The sequence below is a fragment of the Gloeocapsa sp. DLM2.Bin57 genome (assembly GCA_007693955.1).
GTDB lineage: Bacteria > Cyanobacteriota > Cyanobacteriia > Cyanobacteriales > Gloeocapsaceae > Gloeocapsa.
In genome coordinates this window covers 1-13,838 of sequence record RECR01000072.1, presented here as the reverse complement: position 1 = coordinate 13,838, position 13,838 = coordinate 1, and the positions used below count along the sequence as shown (strand labels likewise).

General features: G+C 36.9%; 14 protein-coding genes. 5 read left to right on the top strand and 9 right to left on the bottom strand.

Going from position 1 to position 13,838, the window contains the following annotated elements:
- Window positions 1–10 precede the first annotated feature (10 nt).
- Window positions 11–1,909 (top strand): sensor histidine kinase, encoded by a 1,899-nt coding sequence (locus EA365_09175; GenBank protein TVQ44827.1) that lies wholly within the window; start codon window positions 11–13, stop codon window positions 1,907–1,909.
- On the opposite strand, the gene cydB is transcribed toward EA365_09175, so the two are convergent.
- Both cydB and EA365_09165 read right to left on the bottom strand, forming a co-directional pair.
- Window positions 1,906–2,919, bottom strand: coding sequence for a cytochrome d ubiquinol oxidase subunit II (cydB, locus tag EA365_09170; GenBank protein ID TVQ44826.1), 1,014 nt, complete (start codon window positions 2,917–2,919; stop codon window positions 1,906–1,908). The two genes, EA365_09175 and cydB, sit on opposite strands and share 4 nt — an antisense overlap.
- Window positions 2,920–2,930: 11 nt before the next feature.
- Entirely contained in the window at window positions 2,931–4,367 is a 1,437-nt protein-coding gene (locus tag EA365_09165; protein ID TVQ44825.1) for a cytochrome ubiquinol oxidase subunit I, read from the bottom strand.
- A gap of 146 nt (window positions 4,368–4,513) precedes the next feature.
- On the opposite strand from EA365_09165, the gene EA365_09160 reads away from it, so the two are divergent.
- Together EA365_09160 and EA365_09155 are read left to right on the top strand one after the other, a co-directional pair.
- Window positions 4,514–4,807, top strand: a complete 294-nt coding sequence (locus EA365_09160) for a (2Fe-2S)-binding protein (GenBank protein ID TVQ44824.1) — start codon at window positions 4,514–4,516, stop codon at window positions 4,805–4,807.
- A 66-nt stretch (window positions 4,808–4,873) separates the two neighbouring features.
- The gene (locus tag EA365_09155) at window positions 4,874–4,984 is read left to right on the top strand and encodes a photosystem II reaction center protein M (protein ID TVQ44823.1); all 111 of its coding nucleotides are present in this window, start codon (window positions 4,874–4,876) and stop codon (window positions 4,982–4,984) included.
- Between the two features lie 42 nt (window positions 4,985–5,026).
- On the opposite strand, the gene EA365_09150 is transcribed toward EA365_09155, so the two are convergent.
- The 5 genes from EA365_09150 to EA365_09130 all read right to left on the bottom strand — a co-directional run bounded on the left by EA365_09150 (window position 5,027) and on the right by EA365_09130 (window position 11,396).
- Entirely contained in the window at window positions 5,027–5,656 is a 630-nt protein-coding gene (locus EA365_09150) for a CBS domain-containing protein (protein ID TVQ44822.1), read from the bottom strand.
- Between the two features lie 339 nt (window positions 5,657–5,995).
- Window positions 5,996–6,592 carry an imidazoleglycerol-phosphate dehydratase HisB gene (gene hisB, locus EA365_09145; protein TVQ44861.1) on the bottom strand — a complete coding sequence of 199 codons (597 nt, stop codon included), beginning with the start codon at window positions 6,590–6,592 and terminating at the stop codon, window positions 5,996–5,998.
- Window positions 6,593–6,643: 51 nt separating this feature from the next.
- Window positions 6,644–8,284, bottom strand: a complete 1,641-nt coding sequence (locus EA365_09140; GenBank protein TVQ44821.1) for a hypothetical protein — start codon at window positions 8,282–8,284, stop codon at window positions 6,644–6,646.
- Window positions 8,285–8,397: 113 nt separating this feature from the next.
- Window positions 8,398–9,345, bottom strand: coding sequence for a glycosyltransferase (locus EA365_09135; protein TVQ44820.1), 948 nt, complete (start codon window positions 9,343–9,345; stop codon window positions 8,398–8,400).
- 8 nt (window positions 9,346–9,353) lie between these two features.
- Window positions 9,354–11,396 carry a DNA phosphorothioation-associated putative methyltransferase gene (locus tag EA365_09130; protein TVQ44819.1) on the bottom strand — a complete coding sequence of 681 codons (2,043 nt, stop codon included), beginning with the start codon at window positions 11,394–11,396 and terminating at the stop codon, window positions 9,354–9,356.
- Between the two features lie 10 nt (window positions 11,397–11,406).
- Here EA365_09130 and csaB point away from each other — a divergent pair, with 10 nt between their 5' ends.
- Complete coding sequence (gene csaB, locus EA365_09125) at window positions 11,407–12,456, top strand: polysaccharide pyruvyl transferase CsaB (protein ID TVQ44818.1); 1,050 nt, start codon at window positions 11,407–11,409, stop codon at window positions 12,454–12,456.
- Window positions 12,449–13,231, top strand: a complete 783-nt coding sequence (locus tag EA365_09120) for a hypothetical protein (protein TVQ44817.1) — start codon at window positions 12,449–12,451, stop codon at window positions 13,229–13,231. The genes csaB and EA365_09120 overlap by 8 nt, the downstream gene beginning before the upstream one ends.
- Before the next feature lie 250 nt (window positions 13,232–13,481).
- Here EA365_09120 and EA365_09115 read toward each other — a convergent pair whose 3' ends face one another.
- Both EA365_09115 and EA365_09110 read right to left on the bottom strand, forming a co-directional pair.
- Complete coding sequence (locus EA365_09115; protein TVQ44816.1) at window positions 13,482–13,760, bottom strand: hypothetical protein; 279 nt, start codon at window positions 13,758–13,760, stop codon at window positions 13,482–13,484.
- Window positions 13,747–13,838 (bottom strand): BrnT family toxin (locus EA365_09110; protein TVQ44815.1); only part of this gene is annotated, 92 nt, incomplete at its 5' end. The genes EA365_09115 and EA365_09110, both read right to left, overlap by 14 nt.

The window sequence follows — 13,838 nt, the reverse complement described above, 5'->3', positions numbered from 1 at the left end:
TTTTTTACTCATGTTTCCCATTCCACAACTTTCTTTTCGTCGCATTTTATTTTTAGGCTTATTTGGAATGACAATGCCGGTTTTACTTGGTGGTATAGGTTTAACCTATCTTAAAGCTAGGTCAGCTTTTTTAGAGACAGGGAGACAAAATTTAACCCAAAGTGCGATCAGAAAGGGAGAAGATATCCAAAACTCAATCGAAGCTCTTCGTAATCATTTAGTAACAGCGAGTCAGAGTTCTTTACTACAAACTGGTAACATTTCAGATTATCAACTTTTTCTGAATCAATTGCAAACAGATTTACCCACTCATATCAACTGTGTGCAACTAATTAACTTAGCAACTAACCAATTAACCGCTAATACTTGTACTGAGAATATGTTAGTTGAATTGAACAATCAATGGTCACCAAGACAAGAAAATATTTTAACCACCTCTAAACAAGTTTATGTACAACAAATTTTACCCCAAGCACAAACCAATACAGATAATCAACTAGAGTTAATTTTAGCAGTGCCAGTTTATAATCAGTCGGGAAATTTAACATATGGATTAGTAATCAAAGCAGCTTTACTCAAACAAGAGAAACCCACTCCAGGGATACTAATTGGTTATCCCGTGGTTATTAATCAAGAAGGAGTTATTTTAACTCATCCTTTACCCCATCAAGTTGGACGTAATATAGATGAGTTAAGCGACGCACCAAGATTACAAAGGTTAGTAGAAAACGCGATCGCAGGTGAAGAGAATTTTTTACACTTATTCGCGTTAGAAAAAAATGGTTTAGAAGTAGTAGCCGGTTATAGTTCCCTTCCCAATCCTGTTACCTTAGAAGAAGGACAAATGTGGGTTATTTTAGCAGTAACTCCTCTAGAAGATGCACTTATTCCTTTAGGAGATATTTGGCAAGTTTTATTAGGAATGGGAGTTTTAATGTTTATAATTAGTGCTTGGGTAATGTTATTAATTGCCAATACCTTAGCACGTCCATTAGAAAGACTCAGAGATTATGCTTTAGAAACTAAACATTTAGAATCTAACGAAAAAATACCTCAAGATTTTTATATTCGAGAAATCAAGCAACTTTCCGAAGGTTTAAATCTAATGATTGATCAGTTAAAAACTTGGGGAAAAAAAGTAGAGCAATATTGGGAAGAAGCCAAAATAGCCAACCAATTAAAAATCCAATTTCTCGCCACAACATCTCATGAATTAAGAACACCACTCAATGGCATAATTAACTTGATCGAGTTAGTAAGAGGAGGATTTTATAACAGTGAAGAAGAAAAGCAAGAATGGTTACAAAAATCAGAAGAATCAGCCAGATATTTACTCAGTATAATTAATTCCATTTTAGATATTACCCAAATAGAATCTGGTAAAGCTTCAGTACAATTAGAGTCTTTAGATCTTAATAATTTAATTAAAAATATTGTTGATTTAAAGAAAATAGAGATAGACAAAAAAGGTTTAAGGTTAGCCGTTAATTTATCTGATAATATCCTAATGGTGTATGCAGACAGTCTCAAATTAAAACAAGTTCTGACTAATGTCATTCATAATGCCATCAAATTTACCGAAACAGGAATGATTAGTATTAGTAGTCAAATAGTCGATAATTTAGTGATCATTAGTATTAAAGACACAGGAATTGGTATAGCGCCAGAATTACAAAGTAAACTATTTAGACCCTTTGAGATGATTGACTCTTCAACTACTCGTAAAAACGAAGGAACAGGATTAGGATTAGCCATTTCCCGCAGCTATACAGAATTAATGGGAGGGACAATTGATCTGTATAGTGAAGGAATCGAGCAAGGAACTACTGTACAAATCAGGTTACCATTATTATGCCAAAAAGAAGAACTTGCCATTAGTAGTTTAAATGGTCAAGTTCAACAAAATTAATCCCCGTAGATACTAGTTTTCACCTTACCGCGGAAGACAACGTATTGATAAATGTTATAGAACAACATAATCGGAATCAACACACCGATAAAAATGAGCATAAATACCAAAGAGCTAGGAGAAGCAGCAGCTTGATAGATAGTAATAGTCGGTGGAATGATATAAGGAAAAACGATCAAAGCCAACCCCAAAAAAGTGAGGACATAAATAAGGATAGTCATCACAAAAGGGGTTACTTCCTGACGTTTATTCAACCCAGTAATTAAGCGCCAAATCAAGAAAGTTCCTACAACAGGAATCAGAGCAAAAATGTAAACAAAGGGTTGTTGAAATAAACGTAATCGAATCTCATCAGAGAGGAAAGGAGTAGCAACAGTGATGGCTACAGCGCCGATGAGAGTAGTTACCGCAGCGATTTTAGCGGTTTTATAATGAGTTTCTTGTAACTTACCCTCTGTTTTCATCACCAGATAAGTAGAGCCAATCAAGACATAACCCTGAATCAAAGTCAAAGCTACTATAGCATTGTGCCAATTTAACCAATCCCAGGTAGAGCCAATAAAATGACCACTTGCATCTACCTTAATCCCATCGATAACCGCACCGAGAGAGAATCCTTGACCAAGTGCAGCCAGAAAACTTCCCGCACCAAAAGCAAAATTCCAAAAGATCTTATTATCAGAATGTTCGCGAAATTCAAAAGCCACAGCGCGGAAGATAAAACCAAACACCATAGTTAAGATAGGGATATATAACGCGGTGAGAATCGTACCATAGGCTAGGGGAAAAGCCCCAAATAATGCGCCACCCATTAAAACTAGCCAAGTTTCATTAGCATCCCAGACATTACCTAAACTAGTCATGAGAATACCGCGTCTTTCCTCACTAGAAGCAGTCAGAGAGAGAATCCCCACACCCAAGTCAAAACCATCGAGCACAACGTAGAGAAATAAAAACAGTACGAGGATAAAAAACCAAACTTGGGGTAAAAAATAGCCGAGTGTTTCCATAGTTAATCTCCTTATTGTGCTTCAACAGGGCGACTATCTGGTCTGTGTTCAGCGGGCTCTACTTTAAGACCAACTATGGGTTCACCTGGAATAGGTAGGTCAAGATTAGGACCTGTGATAATAATGCGACGACCAAAATAGAGAGCACAGACAAAGAGAATAGAATAGACTGTGACAAAACCGATCAGTGAGCCGAGTACGTCACTAGGAGGGATAACCGAAGCAGCATCAGCGGTGCGAATTTGTCCGTAAAGAGCCCAGGGTTGTCTGCCCACACAACGTACAATCCAACCGCACTCAATGGCTAAATAACCCAGAGGTCCTGCAAATAGCCAACTTAGTAATAACCAGCGTTGTTTAATAATTTTTTCGTTAGAGAGACTACCGCGTAACCATTGAATGAGGGTAATTAACATTAATCCTGCTAAAAAGAAGCCCACGGCGATCATGATGCGGAAGGAGTAGTAGATTAGACCAATCATTTTGGGGCGTTCTGTTGGTTGCCACTCTTTTAATCCCAATACAGGTGAGGGTAGTTCTTTTTTTAGTTCGAGGATATAACCGAGAGCGTTAGGAAAGCTTATTTCCCAGTCGTTTTTTTCTTCAGCTTCATTAGGTAAAGCTAGCATACTCCAGGGAGCGCTTACTCCTGCGGGGATAGTTTCCCATTGGGCTTCCATCGCTGCTAGTTTAGTGGGTTGATATTGATAGACTTGTTCACCGCTGAGATGTCCTGCGTAAATTTGCAGTGGGGCGATGGCGATCGCTGCTATCAAGACTATTTTGAATGATTTGCTAAAAAATTCTTGATGACGTTGATTGAGGATATACCAAGCGCTGATTCCACCGATAACGAATAGGGAGGTTTCCCAAGTAGCTAGGGACATATGTAAAACGCTTTTTGCCATAAAGGGATTAAAAATGGCGGCAAAAAAATCTTTAACGATAAATTTGCCGTTAACCAATTCACCGCCTGCGGGTGTTTGTAGCCAAGAATTAGCGGTTAAAATCCAGAATGTAGATAGGTTAGCGCCAAAGGCTACTAGGATAGTTGCTAAATAGTGGATGAGGGGGTTAACCCGTTCCCAACCAAAGAGCATAATTCCTAAGAAACCTGCTTCTAGCATAAACGCCATAGAGGCTTCAAAACCGAGGACACTACCGAAAAAGTCTCCTACTGCTTCAGAAAAGGGTGCCCAATTTGTACCGAATTGGAATTCCATGGGTACACCACTAGCTACCCCAATCCCGAAGTTAAGTACGTAGAGTTTTGCCCAAAACCTAGCGTGATGATAGTAAGCAGGGTTACGGGTTTTTAACCATAATCCCTCTACTATGACTAGATAGATGGACATTCCCGTAGTTAATACGGGCCAAAGCATATGAAATATCGCTGTTAAAGCGAATTGGGTTCGCGATAGAGCGACTGTATTGCTGAAAAAATCCATAAAACTTTATATTTACTAGATTATTGACTCTAATATAAATAACAATTGTTTAAGTATTCTGTTTTTTTGTAAATTTTTAAGATTCTCAAAGATTAGGTTAAAAAAAATTTATAATTTTTAATATATATTAATATGGAGAAAAGCACGTGACCATTAACTTTATCAAAGAAAAGAAAGAAGTTGTTGTAGCCACTGGAGCAAATCTGAGAGAGAAAGCCTTGCAAAATGGCATAGATTTGTACACTTTAAAGGGAAAATTGATGAATTGTGGGGGTTATGGTCAATGTGGTACTTGTATCGTGGAAATAGTCGAGGGGATGGAGAATCTCTCTGAGCCTACGGAATTTGAACAACGTAAACTCAAGAAAAAGCCTAGTAATTATCGTTTAGCTTGTCAAACCTTGGTCAATGGTCCTGTTAGCGTCAATACAAAGCCTTAGTCTGTTGTGAGCAAAAAATGATATCCTATCTTTAGCTCGGATTAATTAGTTTACAGGTGTTTTTCTATGCAAGTTAATGATCTTGGTTTTGTGGCAACAATTCTCTTTGTATTAGTTCCTACCGTTTTTCTACTAATTCTATTTATCCAAACCGACTCAGGTCAAAGAGAAAGATAAAAAAAAGCCCCGCGAGTAACGCGGGGTATTTTTTCTTTAACATCATTGAGCATTGACTAATTCTTTGTGATGTATTTGTAAGACTTCGGGATGTTCAGCGCAAAATACTTGAAAGGCTGTCATTTCAGGAGCATCATCGCCATTTTGATAGGCTATTTCTGTTTCTAATTCATCTACTAAAGCCCAAGCTTCTAAACAACTAGGAGAGGTTGCACCGTTAATGGCTGCTAGAGAGCGTGCTTCTTCGATCGCTCTGGCTAATTCACGTTTGAGCAGGGGTGCTTTAGGATTTTCGACAAAATCACCTTTATGTAGAATATCTCTTTCAGAAATTATGCCTAATAATTCGCCTTGGATAACAGGAGCGATACGTATGCCTGTTTGAGCAAATAAGCGCGCGATGTATTCTACTCCTAAATCTGGGTTGACAACGATACAAGGTTTGGTCATGACTTCATAAACCCGAACTTTAGTTGTATCTTTTCCATAAGCAACTACTTTAGTAACGATATCATTATTGGTAATAATTCCATAAGCGTCTTGAGAATTGCGTATATCTACAACCAAAGCTTGGAGATTGTGTAGTTTCATTAATTTTACAGCTTCAGCTACTGTAGCAGATCCGCGAATAGTTACAACTTCGGTAGTCATGATTTGGGAAGCTTTTAACATTATCATAATCCTTAACTCCTTTTTGTTCAATCTGAACTTAATCGTTTTTCTTTTGGTGTTCTTTGTTACTGAATTCATCATAGCTTTTTAAAAATATGCCCGAGTAGAAAAACATTAAATTAACTTAATTAAAAATAATTAAAAAAAACTCAAAAATTACTACTATTACTAGGTATAGTTTAGAAAAATTTAGAAAATTTTTTGGGGGTTAGGGTGTGATCATTTTTGAGGTTAGGTAGAGTAATTAATCAGATAGGGTGTGAGTATTAATCTACTCAATAAAAAAACCCCCATCTTCATGACTACAGGGATTAGATGGAGGTTTTGATTGTGAGTATGTTAGAGTATTCCTTTAGAACTAGGAATCTGACTAGCACGTAAAGGATCGATGGCGATCGCCATACGTAAAGCGCGAGCAAAAGCTTTAAAAGTAGCTTCAATAATATGATGAGAATTAATCCCCTCTAGTTGACGTATATGTAGGGTTATCTGACTATGGTTAACCAAAGCGACAAAAAACTCTCTCACTAGTTGAGTGTCATAATTTCCCACCCTTTCGGTAGGAATCTCTAGACTATAGTTTAAATAGGGACGTCCCGAAAAATCTAGGGTAACTTGAACTAAAGCTTCATCTAGAGGAGCAACAAAGTTACCAAATCTGACTATACCACGGCGATCGCCGATAGCTTTGGCGATCGCTTGTCCTAGGGTAATTCCCACATCTTCGTTAGTATGATGGTCATCGATTTCCCAGTCTCCTGTTGCTTTAATTTCCAAATCAATCAGACCATGGGATGCTAATTGATGTAACATATGATCTAAAAAAGGAATACCCGTGTTAACTTGACATTGACCTCTACCATCGAGATTGATATCAACCTGTACATCGGTTTCCCCTGTAGTTCTATTGAGAGAAGCTACTCTATTTCCTGTCAGATAATCTGTTGTTTTTATTTCTGTGGACATATGGTCAAACTCTCCTAATTACTATTTATCCTCATCGAAATCGGAAAATAGTTCAAAATCGTCACTTTGAACATCTTTTTCTAAATCGTCTAATTCTAATAAAGCTGCTAAATCATCATCAGAATTATCTTCTCCTAACATTTCCATAAGATCTAGATCATCTTCTGTTTGACTATTATTGAGCTGATTTTCTTCAAAAGACATCAAATCACCTAGATCATCGTCACCACCGATTAAATCCATTAAATCCGCATCATCGGTTAGAGATTCTTCGGCTGTTATATTTGGGGTTTCTTCTTCAACCAAGAACAAATCATCTAAGTCATTAGACTCTTGAGTAGCTTCTAACTCACTGTCAAAGGGGTTAAACTCATCGGTACTAATCATCTCTGAGAAGGGATCATCGCTATTGACTACAGGTGATGATTCCTCGGAAAAAGCTTCTAATTCTTCTACAGAAATTAGTTCTGAGAAGGGATCTTCTTGTTCTTCTATTGTGGCTGATTCTTCAGCTCTGAGCATAGCATTAATTTCTTCAGAGCTAATAATTTCCGTATCACGACTGACTCCAGTTTCTTGTTCTGGAAATGGGTAAACCATGTTATCGGTATCTATTTCTGCAAATTCTTCTATGTCCTCTTGGGTATAGATTTCCGTTTCAGTAGAGATTGCTTCTGGTTGAGATACTAACTCTTCTATTTCCTCTTGGGTATAGATTTCCGTTTCAGTAGAGATTGCTTCTGGTTGAGATACTAACTCTTCTATTTCCTCTTGGGTATAGATTTCCGTTTCAGTAGAGATTGCTTCTGGTTGAGATACTAACTCTTCTATTTCCTCTTGGGTATAGATTTCCGTTTCAGTAGAGATTGCTTCTGGTTGAGATACTAACTCTTCTATTTCCTCTTGGGTATAGATTTCCGTTTCAGTAGAGATTGCTTCTGGTTGAGATACTAACTCTTCTATTTCCTCTTGGGTATAAATAGCTTCTGGTTGAGATACTAACTCTTCTATTTCTTCTTGGGGTGCTGTAGTTGTTGTAGCTACAATAGTTGGTGCTTCCTCTAGGAATTCGGGAGTTGTTTGAGTTGATGTTGTTGTTAAATCTCTGATGCGTTCTTCGTAATCTTGTTTGACTGATTCTAGTTCCCGAGTTAAAGCGCTATTACGATTTGCCGTTTCATTATAAGCTCTTTCTAAATCGTGTATTCTGTCTTGGTAGTTTGCTGTTAACTGTTTAAGTTCTTCTAATTCAGCGCGATCGCCCGAATCATGAGGACGAGATTGTTGTAATTGTTGAATTCTTTCTTGACTTTGTTGATGAGACTCTTCTAACTCAGCTAGTTGACGTTCATAATTCCCCTTAATCTGTTCTAACTGATGGATTTGTTGAGTATATGATTGTTCTACTTGTTGAATTTGAGACTGTTGATCTTCGGTTAAACCATTTAATCGTTGTTCTAACTGTTCTTTTTCTAGTCTTAGGGTTGTAGTATCTTCTTTGAGAATCTCGTTTTCTCTTTCTACGTCGCGAATTTTTTTGTTAGATTCTTGTTTTAGTTGTTTGAGTTTTTGTTCTTGAGCTTGTAATTGTTGTTTTTGCCAAAAGACAAAACCAATTCCTACTGCTAAACCTATGGCGAATCCTATTAAAGCGGCTGACATGATTACCTCCTAATTTGCTTAATTTTAAGTGTTTTTTATTAAGAGCACTTTTTTTGAGATTTGGCAACAGAAATCTTACTTGAAATTTAGTCTGATGCTAAAATTAACTAATCTTAATATTTTGGTTTGTTTAAGTTCTTTTCAGCATAAGCCTCATAAACTGCTTGCACATTATACCAATTTAGAAAGATTCGAGCAATTTCTAAGGCTAATTGAGATTGTCCTTGCTTGATTAACTTTCCTAAAAAGGTGCTCAGGGTTTTTTCGTTAAGTCTCCCATTGAGAGTAAGCATCCCCCAGAGGAGACGATGTAACCAAGTCATTTGAATCATCATCCGAACGTTAAAAGTTGGGTGTTTTTCGTAAAACAGGATACCCATGCGTCCCCTTTGTTTTTCTTTTTCGATTAAATTAGGAATTTGTTCTAAACTAAAGGGAGGATGCCAATGATAACCTACTGCTTGAGGACATTTAATTAATTTTAACCCTAGTTTTTGCAGACGTACACCTAATTCCAAATCTTCCCAACCATAAAGTTGAAATCTAGTATCAAATAATCCTGCGGTTTCTAGCCATTTTTTGGCGATCGCCACATTACCTGTAGCGAAGTAAGCCGCGGAGAAGTCGGTTAACTTATAGGGCTCTGAGGTAGGATCATCAAAGTTAGCGGTATTGACTACCCTTCCATAGGTGAAGAGGCGATCGTTTCCTAATTTTGTTTGGTTAGTGATCAGACAATGAGCGTGAGCTTCGATAAAATTAGCTGTAACCACCAAATCACTGTCAATAAAGATAATTATATCTCCCGTTGCTTTAGCTACCCCTAGATTGCGCGCTAGGGCCGGTCCTGCGTGATTTTGGGTGATAACCTTAACATGGGGTAATTGTGCTTTAGCTTCAGATAACCAGGTTAAGGTATTATCTGTTGAGCCATCATCAACGACAATTACTTCATAACCATTTATATAACCACTAGTAATAAATTGTGTTTCTAAAGCTAGTAAACACTTGGCTAAAATAGGTTGACGATTATAGGTAGGAATAACAACACTAAAAAACATAGAAATATTTATTTACCTTGACGCTTGCGCGCTTGTACTTGAGCACGTAATAATTTTAGTTGATAGGGATCTAAATCTTTTCGCCAAACTAAACGATGACCTCGAATAACAGCTCCCTGTGTTGCTAAACATTCTAACCAACCCTTGAGACGACTGATTTTACCCTTATCGGTGTATAAACCCCATTGCTTTTCTTGGCGAGTTAGATTAGCAAATTTAGCATAATTAGGGTACTCAGGATGAACTAAACTATCTTTGCGGTGGATAATCGGGGGGTTATCATCCTCTAGGTAGTCAAGATAATCAATTTTTAGGGTATCTAAAGCAACGCTCATGGTATGCTTTACCAAAGGATGGGCTGTGGTGTCAAAATCGGGACAAGCTAAATAGGTAATTTGGGGTTTTTGCCAAGAAAATTTAATCAAGTTAGTTGCTTCTAAACGTCCAAAGTTACGACTAGCACAACCTTCGTATAAACGCAACATCGGATCTAAACTATCTAAAGCAGTAATATGAATTAAAAAAGAATCAGCAGATTTTTGCCCAATGGGACTATTATCGGCTAAATCTTGGAGATTTTCCAAATCATGGAGACTGATGAGCATTAAACTAGCTAAAAGACAAGCTTTTTGATAACTACCAAACAAAGCTTTAATATCCTGTCTAACTAGAGGGGGTAGTTGTTTAAAAGTAGGACGAACCCGAAAAGTACTCAAAGCAATATAGAGAAGTAAATCTTGACGACGTTGTTCGGCGATCGCTTCCCATTCGTTAACGTCGGTAACCTGAGAAATCAATTTAAACCCGCGACGAATACTCCCTAATTCAGAGATCACCTCTGATTCGTTACTTAATTCTCCTTTGACGGGAAGACGTCCCCTACGAGTCATAAAACCCATTAAGGGTGCTAATAACTCCTGATAATCCTCATAACGTTTACTAGAGTGAGATAAACCAGGTATGCGTAACCTTCGCTGTAAACAACTAGCGCGGAAATTTTCGCCAACCACTTGATCCCGAAAGATAAAAAATATACCTAAATCTACGGGAATCGCATCTACTCCTAAGACTTGGTCAAGATAATTTTTTAACTCAGTTGGGTGATAATATTTCTGGAAGGTATTGCGATTAGTAATCACGCCATCTCCATAACTTAACCAACCTTGATAACTATCGTCTAATAACACTTGAGCTGCTACTATTAATACTTGTTTGGTTAATTCCCAAGCTTGTTGTAAGGTTTGACGACGTTCGTTAAAGTCTTCAATCACGTTGAGGATATACCCTAAATTGACGATATCACTATTAATTAGGGGTTGATCTTTACAGTAATGAGGATCCCATCCGCTACTTTGATAACCAAGATCTGCTATTTGACGGACATCTTCTCCATGACCACAACCATAGTCAAAGAAAGTTGTTTCAGGAGTGAATAAACCCGCGTGTAACGCTAAACGTACAGGACGAGATAGCCGACGACGATGTATAGCTGCTTTGTGACGTTCTACGATTATTGTCTCTAGTTTAGGTTGAAGAGTACAAACCAGATTATGTCCTCTAAACTCTAGATGTTGTGCTTTTAAGCGTTGTTGCCATTCTAACCGATTACCGATTAAATGAGATTGCTCTAGTAATCCTAATTGTTCTTCTATGTGGGTAAGATAACTAAATTTTTGGTAACCAGGGTGATTGCGATTAACAAAGGTTTCTTTACGATGGAGTATCGGAGGATTTTTACTTTGAGTATAATCCCAGATTTTCTCTTCTAGGGTATCCATATTGATGATGATACTAGTAGCTAAAGCAGGATGGGGATCATCTTCAAAGTGGGGATAAAATAAGTAGGAAACTAATAATTTATTGGTACTAAATTTAACCAAGGTAGCATTTTTACTCTGCTCGTTGACTGTACTAGCTACTTGTTCATACTTTTGCAAAAGGGGATCAAGTTCTGTTAGATAATATTTGTGAACATAGAGTGCTTGGGGTAATAGCTTACCAATGGTACTATTATGACAACAGGCGGCGATCGCCTCTAATTGATAACGCATAGATGTAATTATGAACAAACCTAGGGCAATAGTTAGCGGTTATTATGGTAAGGGTAACGCGGGAGATGAGGCTTTATTGTTATCTCTTTTGCAAATGTTACCTCCTTCAATCACTCCTATTGTCCTTTCTGCTGATCCTACAGCAACTAGGGCTATTTATGGTGTAGAAAGTATTCCGAGGCGATCGCTTTTCCCTGTCTTATCATCTTTATCTACTGCTGATTTATTTATTTGGGGTGGAGGTAGTTTATTACAGGATGTGACTAGTTTAGCTAGTCCTTATTATTATCTTGGTTTAATGACTTTTGCTCAACGACTAGGTTTAAAAACTTTTGCTTGGTCTCAAGGTATTGGTCCAGTAAAAGCGCAAATTACCCAAAAATTGACTAAATCTGTCCTGCATAATTGCACGAAAATTAGTGTCAGAGATAATGCTTCGGCTAAGTTACTCCAGGATTGGCAAATACCTTGTTTAATTGCTCCAGATCCAGTGTGGTCTCTAGAATCTTATCCTGTTAAAGAGATTCAAAAAATCAGATCTCCTAGAGTAGCTGTTAATTTACGTCCTACAGCTGCTCTTACTCCTTCACGTCTTAGTTATCTTACTAAAGCTTTAAAAGATTTTCAATTAGCTACTAACGCGTCTTTAATTTTTCTCCCTTTTCAAGTTAGTCAAGATCTTCCTCTGATTAAACAGGTTACCGCTGAACTTTCTGGTGATTATCATATTCTCTGTTTAGATGATCCTCGCGCTTTAAAAGGTGTTTTCCGCGGTGTAGAAATGCTGATAGGTATGCGTTTGCATAGCTTTATTATGGCGATGGCTGAAGGTTGTCGTTGTTTTGCGTTAAGCTATGATCCTAAAGTTACTCAATTGCAGTTAGAGTTAAGTATCCCTGGTTGGCATTTAGCAGATCTTCCTGAGAGTGCTGATTTAATTAGTACTACTTGGCTTAATGAATATGTTAACGGAGATTCTCTTAATTCTGCTCAAATTCAATCTTTAGTAGATCGTTCCTGGTTACATCAACAACTTTATAAGGAGTATTTCTATGAGTGAGTTAAATCCTAATACTGATTCATCTATACAGTCTGAGATTCAAAAAATTATGTTTTCTTTTCAGATTGAATCTCCCCCAGAAATTATTACGGAAAATCAAGAGTTTTTAGCTGATAATATTATTGATGATTTGGTCGATTGTTTGGTTGAAGAATCCGAACCTACTCTACCTCAAGTTAATGTTTATGAACTTCCTGTTTCTGAACCTGTAGAAGTTGAAACCAATCATGATTTAGAATTAGAAAATTCTCAACTTAAGGCTAAAATAACTGAGTTAGAATCTGTGATTAATTCTGCTCAAACTCCTCAAGAAAATCCTGAAACTGAACTCTTAATTAACCAATTAGAAATAGCTCAGCAAACGATTAAAAATCAACAGTTAATGATCGAAACTCTCTCTCGTCAATTAGCCGAAACTCAAGAACATTTATCAAATTTAGAGAGGGAATGTTCCCAAGTTCAAGATAACTATAATCAACAGACTTACAAACTTCTAGAAACAGAAAAACAGTTACAAGAATTACATGGAAGGTTATTAAGACAACAGCGCTATACTTTAGAATATAAAACTGTTTTAGAAGAATGTTTTAAAGAAAGTAGCGCCACAATTCTGTTAGCTAATAATTCTGTAACTAAACCTACTCCTGAAAGTCAAGAAAAACCTCTTGAGCAACCTAAACCTAAAGCTCATTGGCCCTCCCCAGGAATTGATCGTGTTCCTGAAACAACGATTAAAAAGATGAAAAAGGCGATCGATTTACCTACTTTTATGTAGCACTAAAAAATACGTATTTTGCTATCTAGATCTTTTCGCATTATGGGGAAAATTGTCTCTAAAATTAGACTTTTTTCCTCTTTCCACCTGCCAATTACCTACACAATCATACTATTAAGTAATATCATGTCGGTTAAATCACTATAATAAAATCGAAACGAAGTTCAGCATTAGGCTCTGCGTAGCAACCGCAAGGTCTCTATAACTATTATAGGGTCAATTATATTAACGTTTATTTAGACCTACCTACTTAGCATTTCTTTTGATTATTAATATAACTTTCTAGAACATCATTGATTAAATCTTCATATTTTTTTTCTTGAGCATGACTTTTGAACCAGTCTAATATATCAGATCTAATATTAATGCTATCTACTTTTGGTTTTAGTTGTTTGATTCTTTTAGCATTTTTAAAAAACTCTTCATCTAGCTCTGGTATATCAGAGTAATCAATATCTTCATCGGACATTTCCAATAAAGTTTTATGTCTTTCTTCTTCTGACATATTAGCAAAATCATAAGGATTCATATTGTTTTTTCTCCTTTTTATTGGCTTTTCTTGCTGAAATCAGACGGATCTCCCCGTTTCTTTCAGTATATACAACAA

Bases quoted from the DNA above. Each gene is read 5' to 3' on its own strand.
- EA365_09175 (TVQ44827.1), top strand. From the start codon at position 11: ATGTTTCCCATTCCACAACTTTCTTTTCGTCGCATTTTATTTTTAGGC.
- cydB (TVQ44826.1), bottom strand. From the start codon at position 2,919: ATGGAAACACTCGGCTATTTTTTACCCCAAGTTTGGTTTTTTATCCTC.
- EA365_09165 (TVQ44825.1), bottom strand. From the start codon at position 4,367: ATGGATTTTTTCAGCAATACAGTCGCTCTATCGCGAACCCAATTCGCT.
- EA365_09155 (TVQ44823.1), top strand. From the start codon at position 4,874: ATGCAAGTTAATGATCTTGGTTTTGTGGCAACAATTCTCTTTGTATTA.
- EA365_09150 (TVQ44822.1), bottom strand. From the start codon at position 5,656: ATGTTAAAAGCTTCCCAAATCATGACTACCGAAGTTGTAACTATTCGC.
- EA365_09140 (TVQ44821.1), bottom strand. From the start codon at position 8,284: ATGTCAGCCGCTTTAATAGGATTCGCCATAGGTTTAGCAGTAGGAATT.
- EA365_09135 (TVQ44820.1), bottom strand. From the start codon at position 9,345: ATGTTTTTTAGTGTTGTTATTCCTACCTATAATCGTCAACCTATTTTA.
- EA365_09130 (TVQ44819.1), bottom strand. From the start codon at position 11,396: ATGCGTTATCAATTAGAGGCGATCGCCGCCTGTTGTCATAATAGTACC.
- csaB (TVQ44818.1), top strand. From the start codon at position 11,407: ATGAACAAACCTAGGGCAATAGTTAGCGGTTATTATGGTAAGGGTAAC.
- EA365_09120 (TVQ44817.1), top strand. From the start codon at position 12,449: ATGAGTGAGTTAAATCCTAATACTGATTCATCTATACAGTCTGAGATT.
- EA365_09115 (TVQ44816.1), bottom strand. From the start codon at position 13,760: ATGAATCCTTATGATTTTGCTAATATGTCAGAAGAAGAAAGACATAAA.